General features: G+C 71.2%; 13 protein-coding genes. 7 read left to right on the top strand and 6 right to left on the bottom strand.

Annotation, left to right across the window (positions count from 1 at the left end; all coding sequences use genetic code 11):
• Positions 1–9 precede the first annotated feature (9 nt).
• The 5 genes from NQK81_RS38245 (at position 10) to NQK81_RS38225 (ending at position 3903) form a co-directional block, all read left to right on the top strand.
• Positions 10–312 (top strand): hypothetical protein, encoded by a 303-nt coding sequence (locus NQK81_RS38245; protein ID WP_005155348.1) that lies wholly within the window; start codon positions 10–12, stop codon positions 310–312.
• 114 nt (positions 313–426) lie between these two features.
• Positions 427–831 (top strand): hypothetical protein, encoded by a 405-nt coding sequence (locus NQK81_RS38240; RefSeq protein ID WP_034319402.1) that lies wholly within the window; start codon positions 427–429, stop codon positions 829–831.
• Positions 828–2138 carry a WXG100 family type VII secretion target gene (locus tag NQK81_RS38235; RefSeq protein ID WP_257485350.1) on the top strand — a complete coding sequence of 437 codons (1311 nt, stop codon included), beginning with the start codon at positions 828–830 and terminating at the stop codon, positions 2136–2138. Before NQK81_RS38240 ends, NQK81_RS38235 begins: the two co-directional genes overlap by 4 nt.
• Positions 2139–2168: 30 nt before the next feature.
• Positions 2169–3515, top strand: a complete 1347-nt coding sequence (locus NQK81_RS38230; protein WP_257485349.1) for an alpha/beta hydrolase — start codon at positions 2169–2171, stop codon at positions 3513–3515.
• Positions 3516–3525: 10 nt separating this feature from the next.
• Positions 3526–3903, top strand: a complete 378-nt coding sequence (locus tag NQK81_RS38225; protein ID WP_126733753.1) for a hypothetical protein — start codon at positions 3526–3528, stop codon at positions 3901–3903.
• A 63-nt stretch (positions 3904–3966) separates the two neighbouring features.
• Here the strand turns inward: NQK81_RS38225 and NQK81_RS38220 are convergent, their stop codons facing one another.
• Genes NQK81_RS38220 through nadA form a run of 4 tightly spaced genes read right to left on the bottom strand, consistent with a single transcriptional unit; the run spans position 3967 to position 8732 of the window.
• The gene (locus tag NQK81_RS38220; protein ID WP_257485348.1) at positions 3967–5136 is read right to left on the bottom strand and encodes a S8 family serine peptidase; all 1170 of its coding nucleotides are present in this window, start codon (positions 5134–5136) and stop codon (positions 3967–3969) included.
• A 46-nt stretch (positions 5137–5182) separates the two neighbouring features.
• Positions 5183–6073: a carboxylating nicotinate-nucleotide diphosphorylase gene (nadC, locus tag NQK81_RS38215; protein ID WP_257485347.1), complete on the bottom strand. Its 891-nt coding sequence runs from the start codon at positions 6071–6073 to the stop codon at positions 5183–5185.
• On the bottom strand, positions 6070–7725 hold the full coding sequence (locus tag NQK81_RS38210) for an L-aspartate oxidase (RefSeq protein ID WP_126733756.1): 1656 nt from the start codon (positions 7723–7725) through the stop codon (positions 6070–6072). Before NQK81_RS38210 ends, nadC begins: the two co-directional genes overlap by 4 nt.
• Positions 7722–8732 (bottom strand): quinolinate synthase NadA, encoded by a 1011-nt coding sequence (gene nadA, locus NQK81_RS38205; RefSeq protein ID WP_257485346.1) that lies wholly within the window; start codon positions 8730–8732, stop codon positions 7722–7724. Before nadA ends, NQK81_RS38210 begins: the two co-directional genes overlap by 4 nt.
• Before the next feature lie 115 nt (positions 8733–8847).
• Between nadA and NQK81_RS38200 the strand changes: the two genes are divergently transcribed.
• Positions 8848–9483 (top strand): NUDIX hydrolase, encoded by a 636-nt coding sequence (locus NQK81_RS38200; RefSeq protein ID WP_034321308.1) that lies wholly within the window; start codon positions 8848–8850, stop codon positions 9481–9483.
• Between the two features lie 40 nt (positions 9484–9523).
• Positions 9524–10240, top strand: coding sequence for an LON peptidase substrate-binding domain-containing protein (locus NQK81_RS38195; protein WP_126733757.1), 717 nt, complete (start codon positions 9524–9526; stop codon positions 10238–10240).
• A 396-nt stretch (positions 10241–10636) separates the two neighbouring features.
• On the opposite strand, the gene NQK81_RS38190 is transcribed toward NQK81_RS38195, so the two are convergent.
• Both NQK81_RS38190 and NQK81_RS38185 read right to left on the bottom strand, forming a co-directional pair.
• Positions 10637–11695 carry a M48 family metallopeptidase gene (locus tag NQK81_RS38190; protein WP_126733758.1) on the bottom strand — a complete coding sequence of 353 codons (1059 nt, stop codon included), beginning with the start codon at positions 11693–11695 and terminating at the stop codon, positions 10637–10639.
• A 48-nt stretch (positions 11696–11743) separates the two neighbouring features.
• Complete coding sequence (locus NQK81_RS38185) at positions 11744–12349, bottom strand: DUF2567 domain-containing protein (protein WP_257485345.1); 606 nt, start codon at positions 12347–12349, stop codon at positions 11744–11746.
• Positions 12350–12387 lie beyond the last annotated feature (38 nt).

Raw genomic sequence — 12387 nt, 5'->3', positions numbered from 1 at the left:
CCACCAATCATGGCTGACGTCGTCGAAATCAACTTCGCCGCGCTGCAGCACAGCTCGGCCTCGCTGGCCGCCAAGGCCAAGGCGCTCACGTCCCAGCTCGAACAGCTGCACACCAACCTGCAGCCGATCACCCAGACCTGGTACGCCTCCGGCAGCTCCGCTGGTGAGGCCGCCCGTGCGTCTGAAACCCGCCTGCGCCAGGCCACCGCGGACATCGTGGCGATCATCGCGCAGTTCGGTGGCAAGGTCGGCGACGCCCACGATCTCCAGCACAGCCTGGAGAACCGCAACCAGGGCCTGTTCGCCGGCTGATCATCCCCATCCGTCGGCCGGCCGGTGCTTTCACCCCCCTCGGCACCGGCCGGCCGGCTTTGCGCGTAGTCGTCCCCCTTGTCGGCGTGGCCGTTCACGAGAGAGCCGGGATCAATGCAAGACCAGTCGTACTACGTCCATCTGGAATCACTGAAGGACTTCGTGCGGGAACTGGAGACCCAGATCCACGCGATGTCCAAGCCGAACGACTTCCTGCTGACCCTGACCGAGCAGCCGCTGCTGTTCGGCGAGTTCGGTGAGGCGGGTTCACTCACCAAGGCGCACCAGGCGGCCGTCGCCGAGATGCAGGGCCTGCTGGACCAGGTCAAGGGCGCGATCACCTTCGCGCAGGACGTCACGACGACCGTCGCCGACGGCTACGCGGCGGCAGACGACTCGGTGGCGGGCGACATCAACCACGCGAGCCAGCAGACCGGGCTGCTCGATCCGTTGCTCAACGTCCTCGGGGGCGTGCTGGGCGGCAACAGCGGCTCGAACGGCGGGGGGAACAAGGGATGACCGAGACCGCGCACACGAACTTCGCCGCGTACTCGCACCAGCAGCTCTACGCGATGCTGCAGGCGGGCGACCCCAACACGGCGCGCCACGCGGCCCACAAATGGCAGTCCACCGGCCTCGGGCTCTTCGAACAGGCCGAGAACCTGACCGGCGAGCTGAAGGAGTTCTCCGGCAACTGGACCGGTGGCGCCGCCGACAAGTACCACACGATGATCAGCGACCTCGTCGGCGGAATCCGCAAGGTCGCCCAGACCGCGCAGGCGATGAACAACCTCCTCGAGGATGCCGCGGACGCGCTGGTTAAGGCCAAGAAGGAGATGCCGCCGCCGGTCGCGGTGCCCGACGTCTCCCCCGCGGATCTCGCGCTGGCCGTCAACCCGCCGCTGCTGCCGCCGGATTCGTCGCAGGCGACGATCATCAACGCCGCGCAGCAGCGGCAGCAGGCCATCGCGAACGTCGAAGCGCAGCAGCAGGCCGCGGGCGCGGCCAGCGCGGCGCACAGCAAGGCGATCGTGGTGATGACCCAGCTCGCGGGCGAGTACTCCACCGCGGAGGAGTCCATTCCGGCCTCGCCGAACGCCGTCGCCCCGCCGCCGGTCACCGGTGGCGGCACCGCCCCGGGTGGCTCGGTCGGCAACGACATCGGCGGCACCCCCGGCGTCGGCCTGGTGCCGGGCGACAACACGCATCCGCTGCCTTCGGACGGCTCCACACCGCCCACCACCGGGCAGCCTGGCCAGGTGCCCAAGTCGAACCCGCTGTTCGGCGACATGTTCACCGCCGGTCTCGCCGCGGCCTCGGCCGCCGCGTTCGGCCGGTTCGGCTCGATCATGCCGCGGGTGCCCGCGTGGGCGAACGGCAAGAACCCCAAGGACGAGAAGAAGGACGGCGAGGTCGTCGGCGGCGGTGCCGGCGGGGCGGGCGCGACCGCGGGCGGCACCGGCGGCGGCATCCCGATCGGCGGTGGCGGAGCGCCGTCGCTCGACGGCGGCGCGATCGGCGCCGGCGGGGGCGGCGGATTCTCCGGTCCCGGCGAGGCCCCGGCGGCGTTCTCCGGGCTGGCGGGCGACGGCGGCTCGGGCAGCGCGATGAGCGGCCTGGCGGGCGGAGCGGCCGGCGCCGCGGGCGCGGCGGCGGCCAAGGGCGCGATGCCGATGATGCCCATGATGCCGATGGGCATGGGCGCGGGCGGCGACATGGGCTCCGGGCGGCGTATCCCGCCGTGGCTCGTGGAGACCGAGAACGTCTGGGGCCAGTCGTCCCCGGTCGCTCCCGCCGTGCTCGGCGAAGAACCCGAACAGTACTGATCGTTTTCCACCAGGAGAGGCGGCTCGGTGATGGCATCCAGTGCGGGCGGTTACCGAGTCGCCCCCGCCAGGCTCGAAGCGGCGGCGGCCGAACTCGAACAGCGCGCGGGCGTGCTCAAGACCGCGCAGACCGCGCTGGCGGGTGAGAACGTCCCCGCCACCGCGTTCGGCCAGGTTTCGGCTTCCGGCGCGGCTTCGGCCACGTACACCAAGACGATCAAGGACGTCGCGGGCAAACTCGACGGCCAGATCACCAAGGCGACGGTGATCCACCAGGGCCTGACGGCCGCGGGCGGCGGCTACCGGCGCGCCGACGTCCAGATCGCCGCCACGTACCGGTCACTCATGCCGGAGAACCCGTTGCCCAAGGCCGGGAATCCGGCCGGCGTCGGCGGCGCGGCCGACACCGGCTCGTGGGCCACCGCGATCGCCGAGAACCGCACGAAGGTCACCGACGCGCTGACCACCGAACGCGAGCGGCTCGCGAACCTCCTGGCGCAGGGCGGAAAAGCCGACGACATCGCGAGCGCGCGCACCAGGATCGCGCTGTACGAGGACATCCTCGCCAACGACCGGCAGATCCTGCGGTTCGACCCGTCCGGTAACGGGCGCATCGTCGAGCTGGTCGGCCGCATCGAGCCGGGCACCCGCAACGTCGGCTTGTTCGTCCCCGGCGTCAACACCTCGTTCGACAACTTCCAGAGTTACGCCGACCTCGGCAAGAGCCTGGTCGCCGCGGACGCCACCGGACGCACCGCGATGGTGGTCTGGGCCGACGGGGTCTTCCCGCAGAACGTCGTCACCGAAGGGCCCGCCGCGCACTACGCGCAGACGATGGCGCCCGACCTCAAGGCGTTCGGCGACGAACTGCGCGGCCAGATCGACAGCCACGCCGGACCGGGTGTCGTGGTCACCGCCGTCGGGCACAGCTACGGCGGCGCGACCGTGGGACTCGCCGAGCAGCTCGGCCTGCGGGCCGACCAGGTGCTGCACGTCGAGTCCGCGGGCATGGGGCACGGCATCTGGAGCCCGGACGACCTCCCGGCCAGCCAGGCTGGCGTACAGCGGTACTCCATGACGGCCCCCTTCGACCCGATCGTGGTGGCGCAGGGCAACGCGGGGCTCGTCGAATGGCTCGGCGCCGGGCACGGAGCGGACCCCGACCGCTTCCCCGGCGTCGTCGAACTGGAAACCGGCCGCGACGCGAACGGCGATCTGCAGTGGGGCCTCGAGTCCCACAGCGGGGTGCTCAAGCCGGGTTCCGATTCGTGGAACAACATCTACGGTGTGATCACCGGCGGCGCGGTCACCCACGAGGGCTTCACCAGTGGCTCGCTGCGCGAGATGGTCATCGAAGGCGTCGGACGAGGCTTGTGAGGGGTTCACCATGATCACCAGGAACACCGAGCTCGACCCGCTGGCCGAGGACCTGACCGCGGTCATCGACGGTGTCGCGGGCACCTTCGGCTCCAGCGCCGAACGCACCGTGGAAGGCGAGCTGGACTGCGACCCGACGCAGCCGGGCCGGTTGCTCTGCTGGCAGTACGGCCTCCGGGTGGACGACGCGACCGACGCGATCCGCAAACTCGTCGACGTCGTCCTGCCGCTGCTGGAAAGCCAGGGCTGGCGAACGCGCGACCGCAGCAACCCGCGTGAGCTGATCGCCCAGTTCAGCCGCGACGGCGCCGACTTCAACGTGCATGTCTCCCGCGCCGGCGACGGCGTGGCCATCGTGGGCTCGACGGCCTGCGTAGCCGTCCCCTAAACCCCAGGGGGTCGCGAAAGACCTCGTGAGCGGCGGCGGTGTCCCCCAGTACACCGCTGCCGCTCACGAGGCGCGGAACCGCGAAGGCTTCCAGCCCCGGCGCTTGCCCCGCCGGACCGCGGCCACCACCACGCCCGCCGCGATGGCCGCGGCCACCCCGGAGATGGCGAGCACACCGGAAACCTTGTCCGCGTTGGCCCGCGCGGGCGCGGCGGCGGGGACGACGAAGGTGTCCGGGCCGGCACTCGGCGGCCCTCCCGGGCCGGGCGTGCCGGCCGGGATCGAGGCGGAAACGGCGGCGTAGGCGTCGATCGCGCCCCAGCCCCGCCGGGGATCGTGCCCACCGTTCGGCCCGCGATGCGCGGTCAGCGTCAGCCGGGTGACGACCTGCTCCGGCGACAGCTCCGGGTGATACGCGCGCACGAGCGCCGCGACTCCCGCGACGTGCGCGGCGGCCAGGCTCGGGTCACTCACCGGCCACCGGTGCGCCACGGTCCCGCCCGCGCCGGCGGACGTGCTGACCAGTTCGGCGCCGGGCGCGGAGATCCCCACGTAGGGACCGGATTCCGTCTGCACCGCCGCACCGGTCTGGTTGGTCGATCCCACCGCGAGCACACCCGGTGTCGCGGTCGGGTAGGAGGTCTGGCCCTGTTGCGTCCCCGCGGCGGGAGAGACGATCAGCGCGCCCTTCTCCTTGGCACGCGACACGGCACCGGTCAGCGCGGGACTGTCGGAGGCGGCCGGGACGGCGATCAGGATGATCCCGGCGCCGCGGTTCAGCGCGGTTTCGATGGCGCCCGCGAGCTGCCCGGGATCGCCGCCGCCGTTCACCTGGGTGTAGCGGATCGGCAGGATCTTGGCGCCGGGCGCGATCCCGGTGAACGTCGTGGACGGATCCGGTTGCGCGCCGACGATCCCGGCCGCGATGGTGCCCCGGCCGTCGCAGTCGTCGGCCTGGGTGCCCTGGCCGCCGAGGAGCTGGCCGGGCGCGAACTGGCCGTTGCCGCCGTCGACCCCGGTGCCGATCACCGCGACCAGCTGGCCGGTGCCGCGGGACAGCGGCCAGATCCGCACGGGATCGATCAGCCGCTGTCCCCACGGGACGGCCGCGGTGTAGGTCCCCGTCGGGTTCGCGCACTGCTCGGCGACCGCCGTCGACGGGGCGGGGGTGCCGAGCAGTGCCACGAAACCGACGCATCCCGCGACGGCACTTTTACCGGCAAAGCCCACCATTCCTCCAGAATTCCCTTGTCATACAAGGGAATTCTAGTGCCGCACCTCAGCGCAGGTCCATCCCGAGGTCGAGCGCGGGCGAGGAATGCGTGAGCGCTCCGACGGCAAGGAAGTCCACACCGGACTCCGCGTACGCCCGCGCGACGTCGAGCCGCAGACCGCCCGAGGATTCCAGGCGGGTCTTCGGTGAGACCTCGTCGCGCCGGTCGACGGCCTTCGCGCATTCGTCGGGCGTGAAGTTGTCCAGCAGCACCTCGTCGGCACCCGCCGCGAGCGCCTCGTCCAGCTGGGCCAGGTCGTCGACCTCGACCTCACAGTGCAGTTCGGGCGCGTGTTCGCGCGCGGCCGCGAGCGCGGCGGTCACCGAACCGGCGGCGACCACGTGGTTGTCCTTGATCAGCACCGCGTCGCCGAGCCCGAGCCGGTGGTTCACCCCGCCACCCGCGCGCACGGCGTACTTCTCCAGCAACCGAAGCCCGGGCAGCGTCTTGCGGGAATCCCTGATCCGGCAACCGGTTCCCTCCACGGCGCGCACCCAGGCGGCGGTCGCGGTGGCGATACCGGACAGGTGGCACAGCAGGTTCAGCGCGGTGCGTTCGGCGGTGAGCAGGCCGCGCACCGGCCCCCGCACGACCAGCGCGGGCTCCCCGGCGGTCAGCCGGTCGCCGTCGTCACGGGCGGCCAGGATCTCCAGGCCCGAGCCGAGCACGACGTCGAACACCGCCAGGGCCACCGGGATCCCGGCGACCACACCGGCCGTCCTCGGCGTGAGTTCGGCCAGCGCGCGAGCGGATTCGGGCACGGTGGCGTTCGTCGTCGCGTCGGGCCCGTACCGCAGATCCTCGGCCAGCGCCGTCGTGACGACACGGTGCGCATCGGCGGCGTCGAGGCCGTGATCGGCCAGCGCCTTGACGACCCAGGGGGAGAATTCGCTCATGCCACACCCTCCAAAGCGATCGGATCGGCCAGTACCGGCTGCCCCGACGGGCTGAGCCGGATGAGCTGACCGCGTTGCCAGACGTCGTCGTCGCGTTCGGGGAAATCGGTGCGCACGTGACAGCCGCGGGACTCCGTCCGGCGCGCCGCCGCCGCGACCAGTGCTTCCGCCACCAAGGTGAGCGCCGCGTCCTCGACGACCCGGGGAGTCCACAAAGGACTCTCGGTGACCGAAAGATCCAGCACCGAACCCACGACCGAAAGACCTTCCGCGTCCCGGCCGATGGCGGCGTACCGGCTCATCGCGCGCTGCAAGGCGTCGCGATCGGCCACCGCGACCTTCGCCGGAGGCATGAGCACACCGCGGCGCGGGTCGGCGAGCAATCCGGCGGCGAGATCGATGGCGACCGCTTCCGCCACCCGCTGCCCGACGACCAGGCCTTCGAGCAAACTGTTGGAGGCCAAGCGATTCGCGCCGTGCAGCCCGGTCCTGGCGACCTCGCCCGCCGCGTAGAGACCGCGGACGCCGGAGCGTCCGTCCACAGTGGTCACCACGCCACCGCAGGCGAAATGCGCCGCGGGCGTGACCGGGATCGGTTCCTTCGCCGGGTCCAGCCCGATCGCCGCGCACGCCGCGTGCACGGTCGGGAACCGCTTGGCGAACCCGGAAATCCCTGTCGCGTCGAGGAAAACGTGGTCGTCGACCCCGCCGGGCGCCTGCACCATCCGGCGGGTGATCGCCGCCGAGACGACGTCCCGTGGCGCGAGATCGCCGAGCGGGTGGACTCCCCGCATCACCGAAGCGCCCGTCGCGTCGTGCAACGTCGCGCCCTCGCCGCGCACCGCCTCGGTGACCAGCGGGAGACGGCCGCGCGCGCCGGGCGTGAACAGGACCGTCGGATGGAACTGGACGAACTCGACGTCCGCGACCTGCGCCCCCGCGCGCAACGCCAGCGCCAGCCCGTCGCCGGTGGCGATCTCCGGATTCGACGTCGCCTGGTAGAGCTGCCCCAGCCCGCCGCTGGCCAGCAGCACCGCGGGCGCCCGGACGACCCCGGGCACCCCGTTGCGGTCCAGGACCGTCACGCCCACGACCTCGCCCGCGGGCGTGCGGATCGCGTCGACGGCGATGTGGTGCTCCAGCACCGGGATCCGCCGGTCCCCGGCCGTCGCGACCAGCGTCCGCTCGACCTCCGCGCCGGTCGCGTCGCCACCGGCGTGGATGACGCGGAACGCGCTGTGCCCGCCCTCCCGCGTCCGGGCCAGTTCGGGCCGCCCTTCGGCCGCCGGGTCGAAGCGCGCACCTTCCGCGCGCAAGCGGGCCACCGCGGCCGGGCCACCGGCGATGATCGACCGGACGGCGTCTTCGTCGCAGAGCCCGGCACCGGCGGTGAGGGTGTCCTCGGCGTGCTTGCCGACCGAATCCCCTCGCTCGTGCTCACCCTCCAGGACGACCGCGATACCGCCCTGCGCCCAGCGGGTGTTGCCGTCGGAGACCGTCGCCTTGGTGACCACCAGGACGTGCAGCCCGAGTTCCCGCGCCCGCAGGGCCGCGGTGAGCCCCGCGACGCCGCTGCCGATCACCACGAGATCGGCGGCGGCCTCCCAGAGCGGGTGGGTTTTCGCCTGGAGAGCGGTAACCTGGTCGGTCATTCTCCGCCGCCAGGCTGCCCGATCTCGATCATGCGCTGCACGGAAGCGCGGGCACGGGCGGCGGTCCCGGCGTCGACGTGGACCTCGTCGGCACCCTCACGCAGCGACCGCAGGAGGGCGGCCGGCGTGATCATCTTCATGTACCGGCAGGACGCCCGGTCGTTCACCGCGCGGAAGTCGATCTCCGGCGCAGCCTTGCGCAGCTGGTGGATCATCCCGATCTCGGTGGCCACGAGCACCGACTTCGCCTTGGTGTCGCGGGCGGCGTGGACCATGTCGCCGGTCGAGAGGATCTTGACCCGCTCGGGGGCGACGGCACCCTCGCCCGCCAGGTACAGCGCCGAGGTCGCGCAGCCGCATTCCGGGTGGATGAACAGGTCGGCGTCCGGGTTCTCCGAGGCCCGCTCGGCCAGCTCGGCGCCGTTGATCCCGGCGTGCACGTGGCACTCCCCGGCCCAGATGTGCATGTTCTCCCGGCCGGTCACGCGTTTGACGTGCGCGCCGAGGAACTGGTCCGGCAGGAAGAGAACCTCCTGGTCAGCGGGGATGGAGGCGACCACGTCGACGGCGTTCGACGAGGTGCAGCAGATGTCGGTCTCCGCCTTGACCTCGGCCGTGGTGTTCACGTACGAGACGACGACCGCGCCGGGGTGCTCGGCCTTCCAGGCGCGCAGCTGGTCGCCGGTGATGGAGTCCGCGAGCGAGCAGCCTGCCCGCGCGTCCGGGATCAGGACGGTCTTTTCGGGCGCCAGGATCTTCGCCGTCTCGGCCATGAAGTGCACGCCGCAGAAGACGATGGTGGACGCGTCGCTGCTCGCCGCGATCCGGCTCAGCGCGAGGGAGTCGCCGGTGAAGTCGGCGATGTCCTGGATCTCGGGGACCTGGTAGTTGTGCGCGAGCAGGACGGCGTCGCGCTTGCGAGCGAGGCTCCGCACCTCCTCCGCCCAAGCGGCGTCGGCGACAACTCCGCCGTACGGGGTCAGGTCGTTCTGCAGGGTGCTCGTCATCGTTCTGGCCCTCCTGGACCGATCTCCGGTTTTCGCCTTACAATCGAAAACCGTGCGAAGTCATCTTAACACCCAGACCCCCCTCGCCCACGAGGTTTTGGGAGCGGTCCTGCAAGTGCGCTCCGACACACTCCGGGTCCTGCTGTGGCGGCGCGCCCTCGATCCGCATCTCGGCCGCTGGTCCCTTCCCGGGGGCAGGCTTCGCCCGGATGAAGACGTCGAGGCGTCCATCCGGCGGCAACTCGCGGAGAAGGTCGACGTACGCCAGTTGAAGCATGTGGAGCAACTGGCGGTCTTCAGCGCGCCGGACCGGGTGCCGGGGCCCCGCGTCGTCGCGACGGCGTTCCTCGGCCTCGTACCGTCCGATGTGGACCCCGAAGTCCCCGAAGACACCGAATGGCACGACGTTTCCGAGCTGCCGCGCACGGCGTTCGACCACGAGTCCATCGTGCTGCGCGCGCGGGACCGGCTGCGCTCGAAGCTCTGCTACACGAATCTCGGCTTCGCGCTCGCCCCGGAAGAGTTCACCGTATCGGCGTTGCGGGGCCTGTACTCGGCTGCGCTGGGTTACCGGGTGTCCGCGACGAACCTGCAGCGGGTGCTGTCCCGGCGCGGGCTGCTGGTCCCCACCGGGCACACCGCCCCGCCCGGGCGCAGCGGCGGACGTCCGGCGGCGCTCTTCTCCTTCGCGGGCAAGGGGATGCAGATCACCGACCCGTTCGCGGTCTTCCGCCCGCCCGCCGGGAAGTGACCGTCCTGCGAAGTCCTCCCGGTCCCCGTACCTTGAACGGGTGACCGAGCCGAGCGAGGAGTCCACCGGGAAGGCGATCTTGCCGCTGTTCCCGCTACAGACCGTGCTTCTGCCCGGAACACACCTTCCGTTGCACATCTTCGAGCCGCGGTACCGGCAGCTGATGGCCGACCTCGTCGGCGAGGTCGTGCCGGACCGCGAGTTCGGCGTCGTCGCGCTGCGGTCGGCGATGGTCAGGGAGGTCAGCGGACCGGAGCACGTCCACGAGGTCGGCTGCAGCACGGTGCTGCGCGAGGCGAAACGGCTGCCGGACGGCAGGTTCGACGTCGTCACCACCGCGCGGCGCCGGTTCCGGCTGCTCGAGATCGACCGCGTTTCCGCGCCGTACCTGATCGGCGCGGTCGAATGGGTGCCCGACGACCGGGTCGCCTCGGTACCCGGCGACACCGTGAACAGGCTCGCCGACGTCGCGAAGGCCGCGCACCGGCGCTACTGCGAATCCGCCTGGCACGCCGACGACTGGACCACCCCGCCCGAGGACGGCGACATCGCGGCGCTCGCGTACCGGCTCACCGCGGACTGCCTGCTCCCGCTGGAGGACCGGCAGCGCCTGCTGGAGGAGACGAACCCGCTGCGGCGGCTGCGGATCGCGTGCCGGCTGCTGACGCGGGAGGCCGGGTTCCTCAGCACGCTCGGCGCGGTCCCGATGCCGCCGGGGGAACTCGGCGAGTTCACCCGCCCCTCGAACCTGAACTGAGGCGGCAGTGGGTCGTGAGCGGCGATCCGGGTCAGACGTCTTGGGTACCTACTGGATTCGGCTGCGGCTGACAGCGGCCGCGCGTGAAGGCCCCCTTCCCTCGGCTCAGCCGAGGAAACTCGACCTTCACACCTTCCCCAGTACATGAAGGCCCCCTTCCTTGCGCCTAGGTACAGGAAGGGGGCCTTCATGTACTCGCCGGGTCCCTGTCGGGCGCTGGGGTTGGTACCGCCCTGGCGACCCTGTCGCGAAAGCCACTTTCGAGACATCTGGTGTCCCGAAAGTGGCTTTCGCGACACACCGCCGGAACCCCCGGGCCGGAGCCCGGGATCAACAGCAGCCGGAAGCCAGTAGGCACCTAAGACATACCCCAAGCGTCATAGCACTCGCGAAACGCTACTTACCGGACTCCGGCGCCGAACCCTCGTCCGAACCGTTGCCCCCGCCGAACTTGCTCCACACCTTGCCCGCCGCCCCGGACACCGCTTCGCCGACGTCGCTGAACACCTTCGTCAGCGGGTCCGTCGAGCCGTTCCAGGAGTCCTTGTACGACTTCGCGGCCGACTTGAGGTCCTCGGTCCAGTTGGACGACGGCGCGTCCTCGTCGCGGCGCGGGTACTCGCCCGCCAGGATCCCCCGGTACTCCTCGGACGCGGCCCACTTCTGCAACTGCGCGGCGCGCACGACGGCCAGCGGATGCGACATCGTCTCGACGTAGCGCAGCTTCAGGTAGCTGTCGCGGATGTCCTCGACCGACTCGTACTCCGACGCCTGCTGCAGGAAGGCCGGGATGTCGATCTTCGCCGGGTCGATCCCGCCCGCGACCAGGATCTGCGAGCGCAGCGCCGCCGTCGGGTCCTGCGAGCACAGCAGCCCGGCGCGGTCGCAGGACAGTTCGGCCTTGCGGTACCACTCGCGCAACGCGGCGATGACCACGCGGATGCCGATCGCGCTCACCGGCGTCCACGACATCGACATCTGCAGGCCGATCAGCCGGATCATGATCGTGCGGTACACCGCGTGCCCGGACAGCACGTGGCCCATCTCGTGCCCGATCACGAACCGCAGTGACGCGAGGTCCATCGCTTCGACGGCCGCGGTGTTGAGCACGATGAACGGCTCGTCCATGCCGATCGTCTGCGCGTTGACCTCGGGGCTGCGGGCGACGAACAGGTTCGGCACGCGGTCGAGGTCGAGCGTTTCGGCGCATTCGTTGCGCAGTTTGTCCAGTTCCGGATACTGCTTCGGGCCGACCCTGATCGCGGACGCGAGCGCCATCAGCCGCTCGCCGCGTTCGGCATAGAAGCCCGAAACCGCCTTCACGACCTGCGCGAACCCGGGAACGGCGCGCAGCGTGGCCAGTGCGCCGCGGTCCACGGGGTGTTCGTAGGCGCGCGGGCTGATACCCGGGAAACGGACGGCGTTGTGCCGGGAAACCTCGATGTCGTCGGTCAAGAGAAAGCCCCCTAGAGATGTGTCCCGGCCCACCCTAGAGGAAATCCGTCAGCCGAGGCGGCGGCCCAGGTCTTCCCGTCCGTTCCACGCGGTGAGCAACGTGTACGCCAGCGTGGTCATCAGCGGCGCGGCGAGCATGATCCACGGGGATTCGATCTGCGGCGCCTTCGCGATGACGTCGCCGACGGCGGGCGCCGCGCCGATCTCGTAGCGGCCGTTGGCGAACGCGACGCCCATCGTCGTCCCCAGCCAGCCCGCGAGGGTCGCGCCGCCGGTGGCGGCGATCAGCACGACCGGACCGCGGCGCTCCCGCAGCAGCCAGGTCACGATGCCGATCAGCAGCCCGGCGCCGAGCGCGAGGAAACCGTAGACGGCCAGATCGTCGAAGCGGTGCCAGCTCTCCAGCTCCAGCGGGGCGAGGGCGCCGCGGTCGTTGATCACGCGCATCCGCTGTGGCGGCGCGAGCCGCGACCAAAGCCAGGCCAGCGGGAAGCCGAGCAGCCCCGCCGTGGACAGGACGCTGATCGCCGGCAGCAGATCGGCCTTGACGACGACCTTGGGGTGCGGGCGGCGCGGCCTCGGCAGCACGGGCACCGACCAGGGGGCGGGCACACTGGAAGACAGGTGCGCCGGTTTACCCGTCGTCTCGCCCAACCCCGGACTCCTCCCTCGTGCTGCTTGTGCAGAGCGTA

Origin of the sequence: Amycolatopsis roodepoortensis, assembly GCF_024628825.1 — a bacterium.
Taxonomy (GTDB): Bacteria; Actinomycetota; Actinomycetes; order Mycobacteriales; family Pseudonocardiaceae; genus Amycolatopsis; species Amycolatopsis roodepoortensis.
Note: the sequence above shows the minus strand (reverse complement) of the source record. Positions and strands in the feature narration are given on the sequence as shown.

What these genes read in the sequence shown, in the direction of transcription:
- NQK81_RS38230 (WP_257485349.1), top strand. Translation starts at nt 2,169, where the DNA reads ATGGCATCCAGTGCGGGCGGTTACCGAGTCGCCCCCGCCAGGCTCGAA.
- NQK81_RS38210 (WP_126733756.1), bottom strand. Translation starts at nt 7,725, where the DNA reads ATGACCGACCAGGTTACCGCTCTCCAGGCGAAAACCCACCCGCTCTGG.
- nadA (WP_257485346.1), bottom strand. Translation starts at nt 8,732, where the DNA reads ATGACGAGCACCCTGCAGAACGACCTGACCCCGTACGGCGGAGTTGTC.
- NQK81_RS38240 (WP_034319402.1), top strand. Translation starts at nt 427, where the DNA reads ATGCAAGACCAGTCGTACTACGTCCATCTGGAATCACTGAAGGACTTC.
- NQK81_RS38245 (WP_005155348.1), top strand. Translation starts at nt 10, where the DNA reads ATGGCTGACGTCGTCGAAATCAACTTCGCCGCGCTGCAGCACAGCTCG.
- NQK81_RS38220 (WP_257485348.1), bottom strand. Translation starts at nt 5,136, where the DNA reads ATGGTGGGCTTTGCCGGTAAAAGTGCCGTCGCGGGATGCGTCGGTTTC.
- nadC (WP_257485347.1), bottom strand. Translation starts at nt 6,073, where the DNA reads ATGAGCGAATTCTCCCCCTGGGTCGTCAAGGCGCTGGCCGATCACGGC.
- NQK81_RS38235 (WP_257485350.1), top strand. Translation starts at nt 828, where the DNA reads ATGACCGAGACCGCGCACACGAACTTCGCCGCGTACTCGCACCAGCAG.
- NQK81_RS38225 (WP_126733753.1), top strand. Translation starts at nt 3,526, where the DNA reads ATGATCACCAGGAACACCGAGCTCGACCCGCTGGCCGAGGACCTGACC.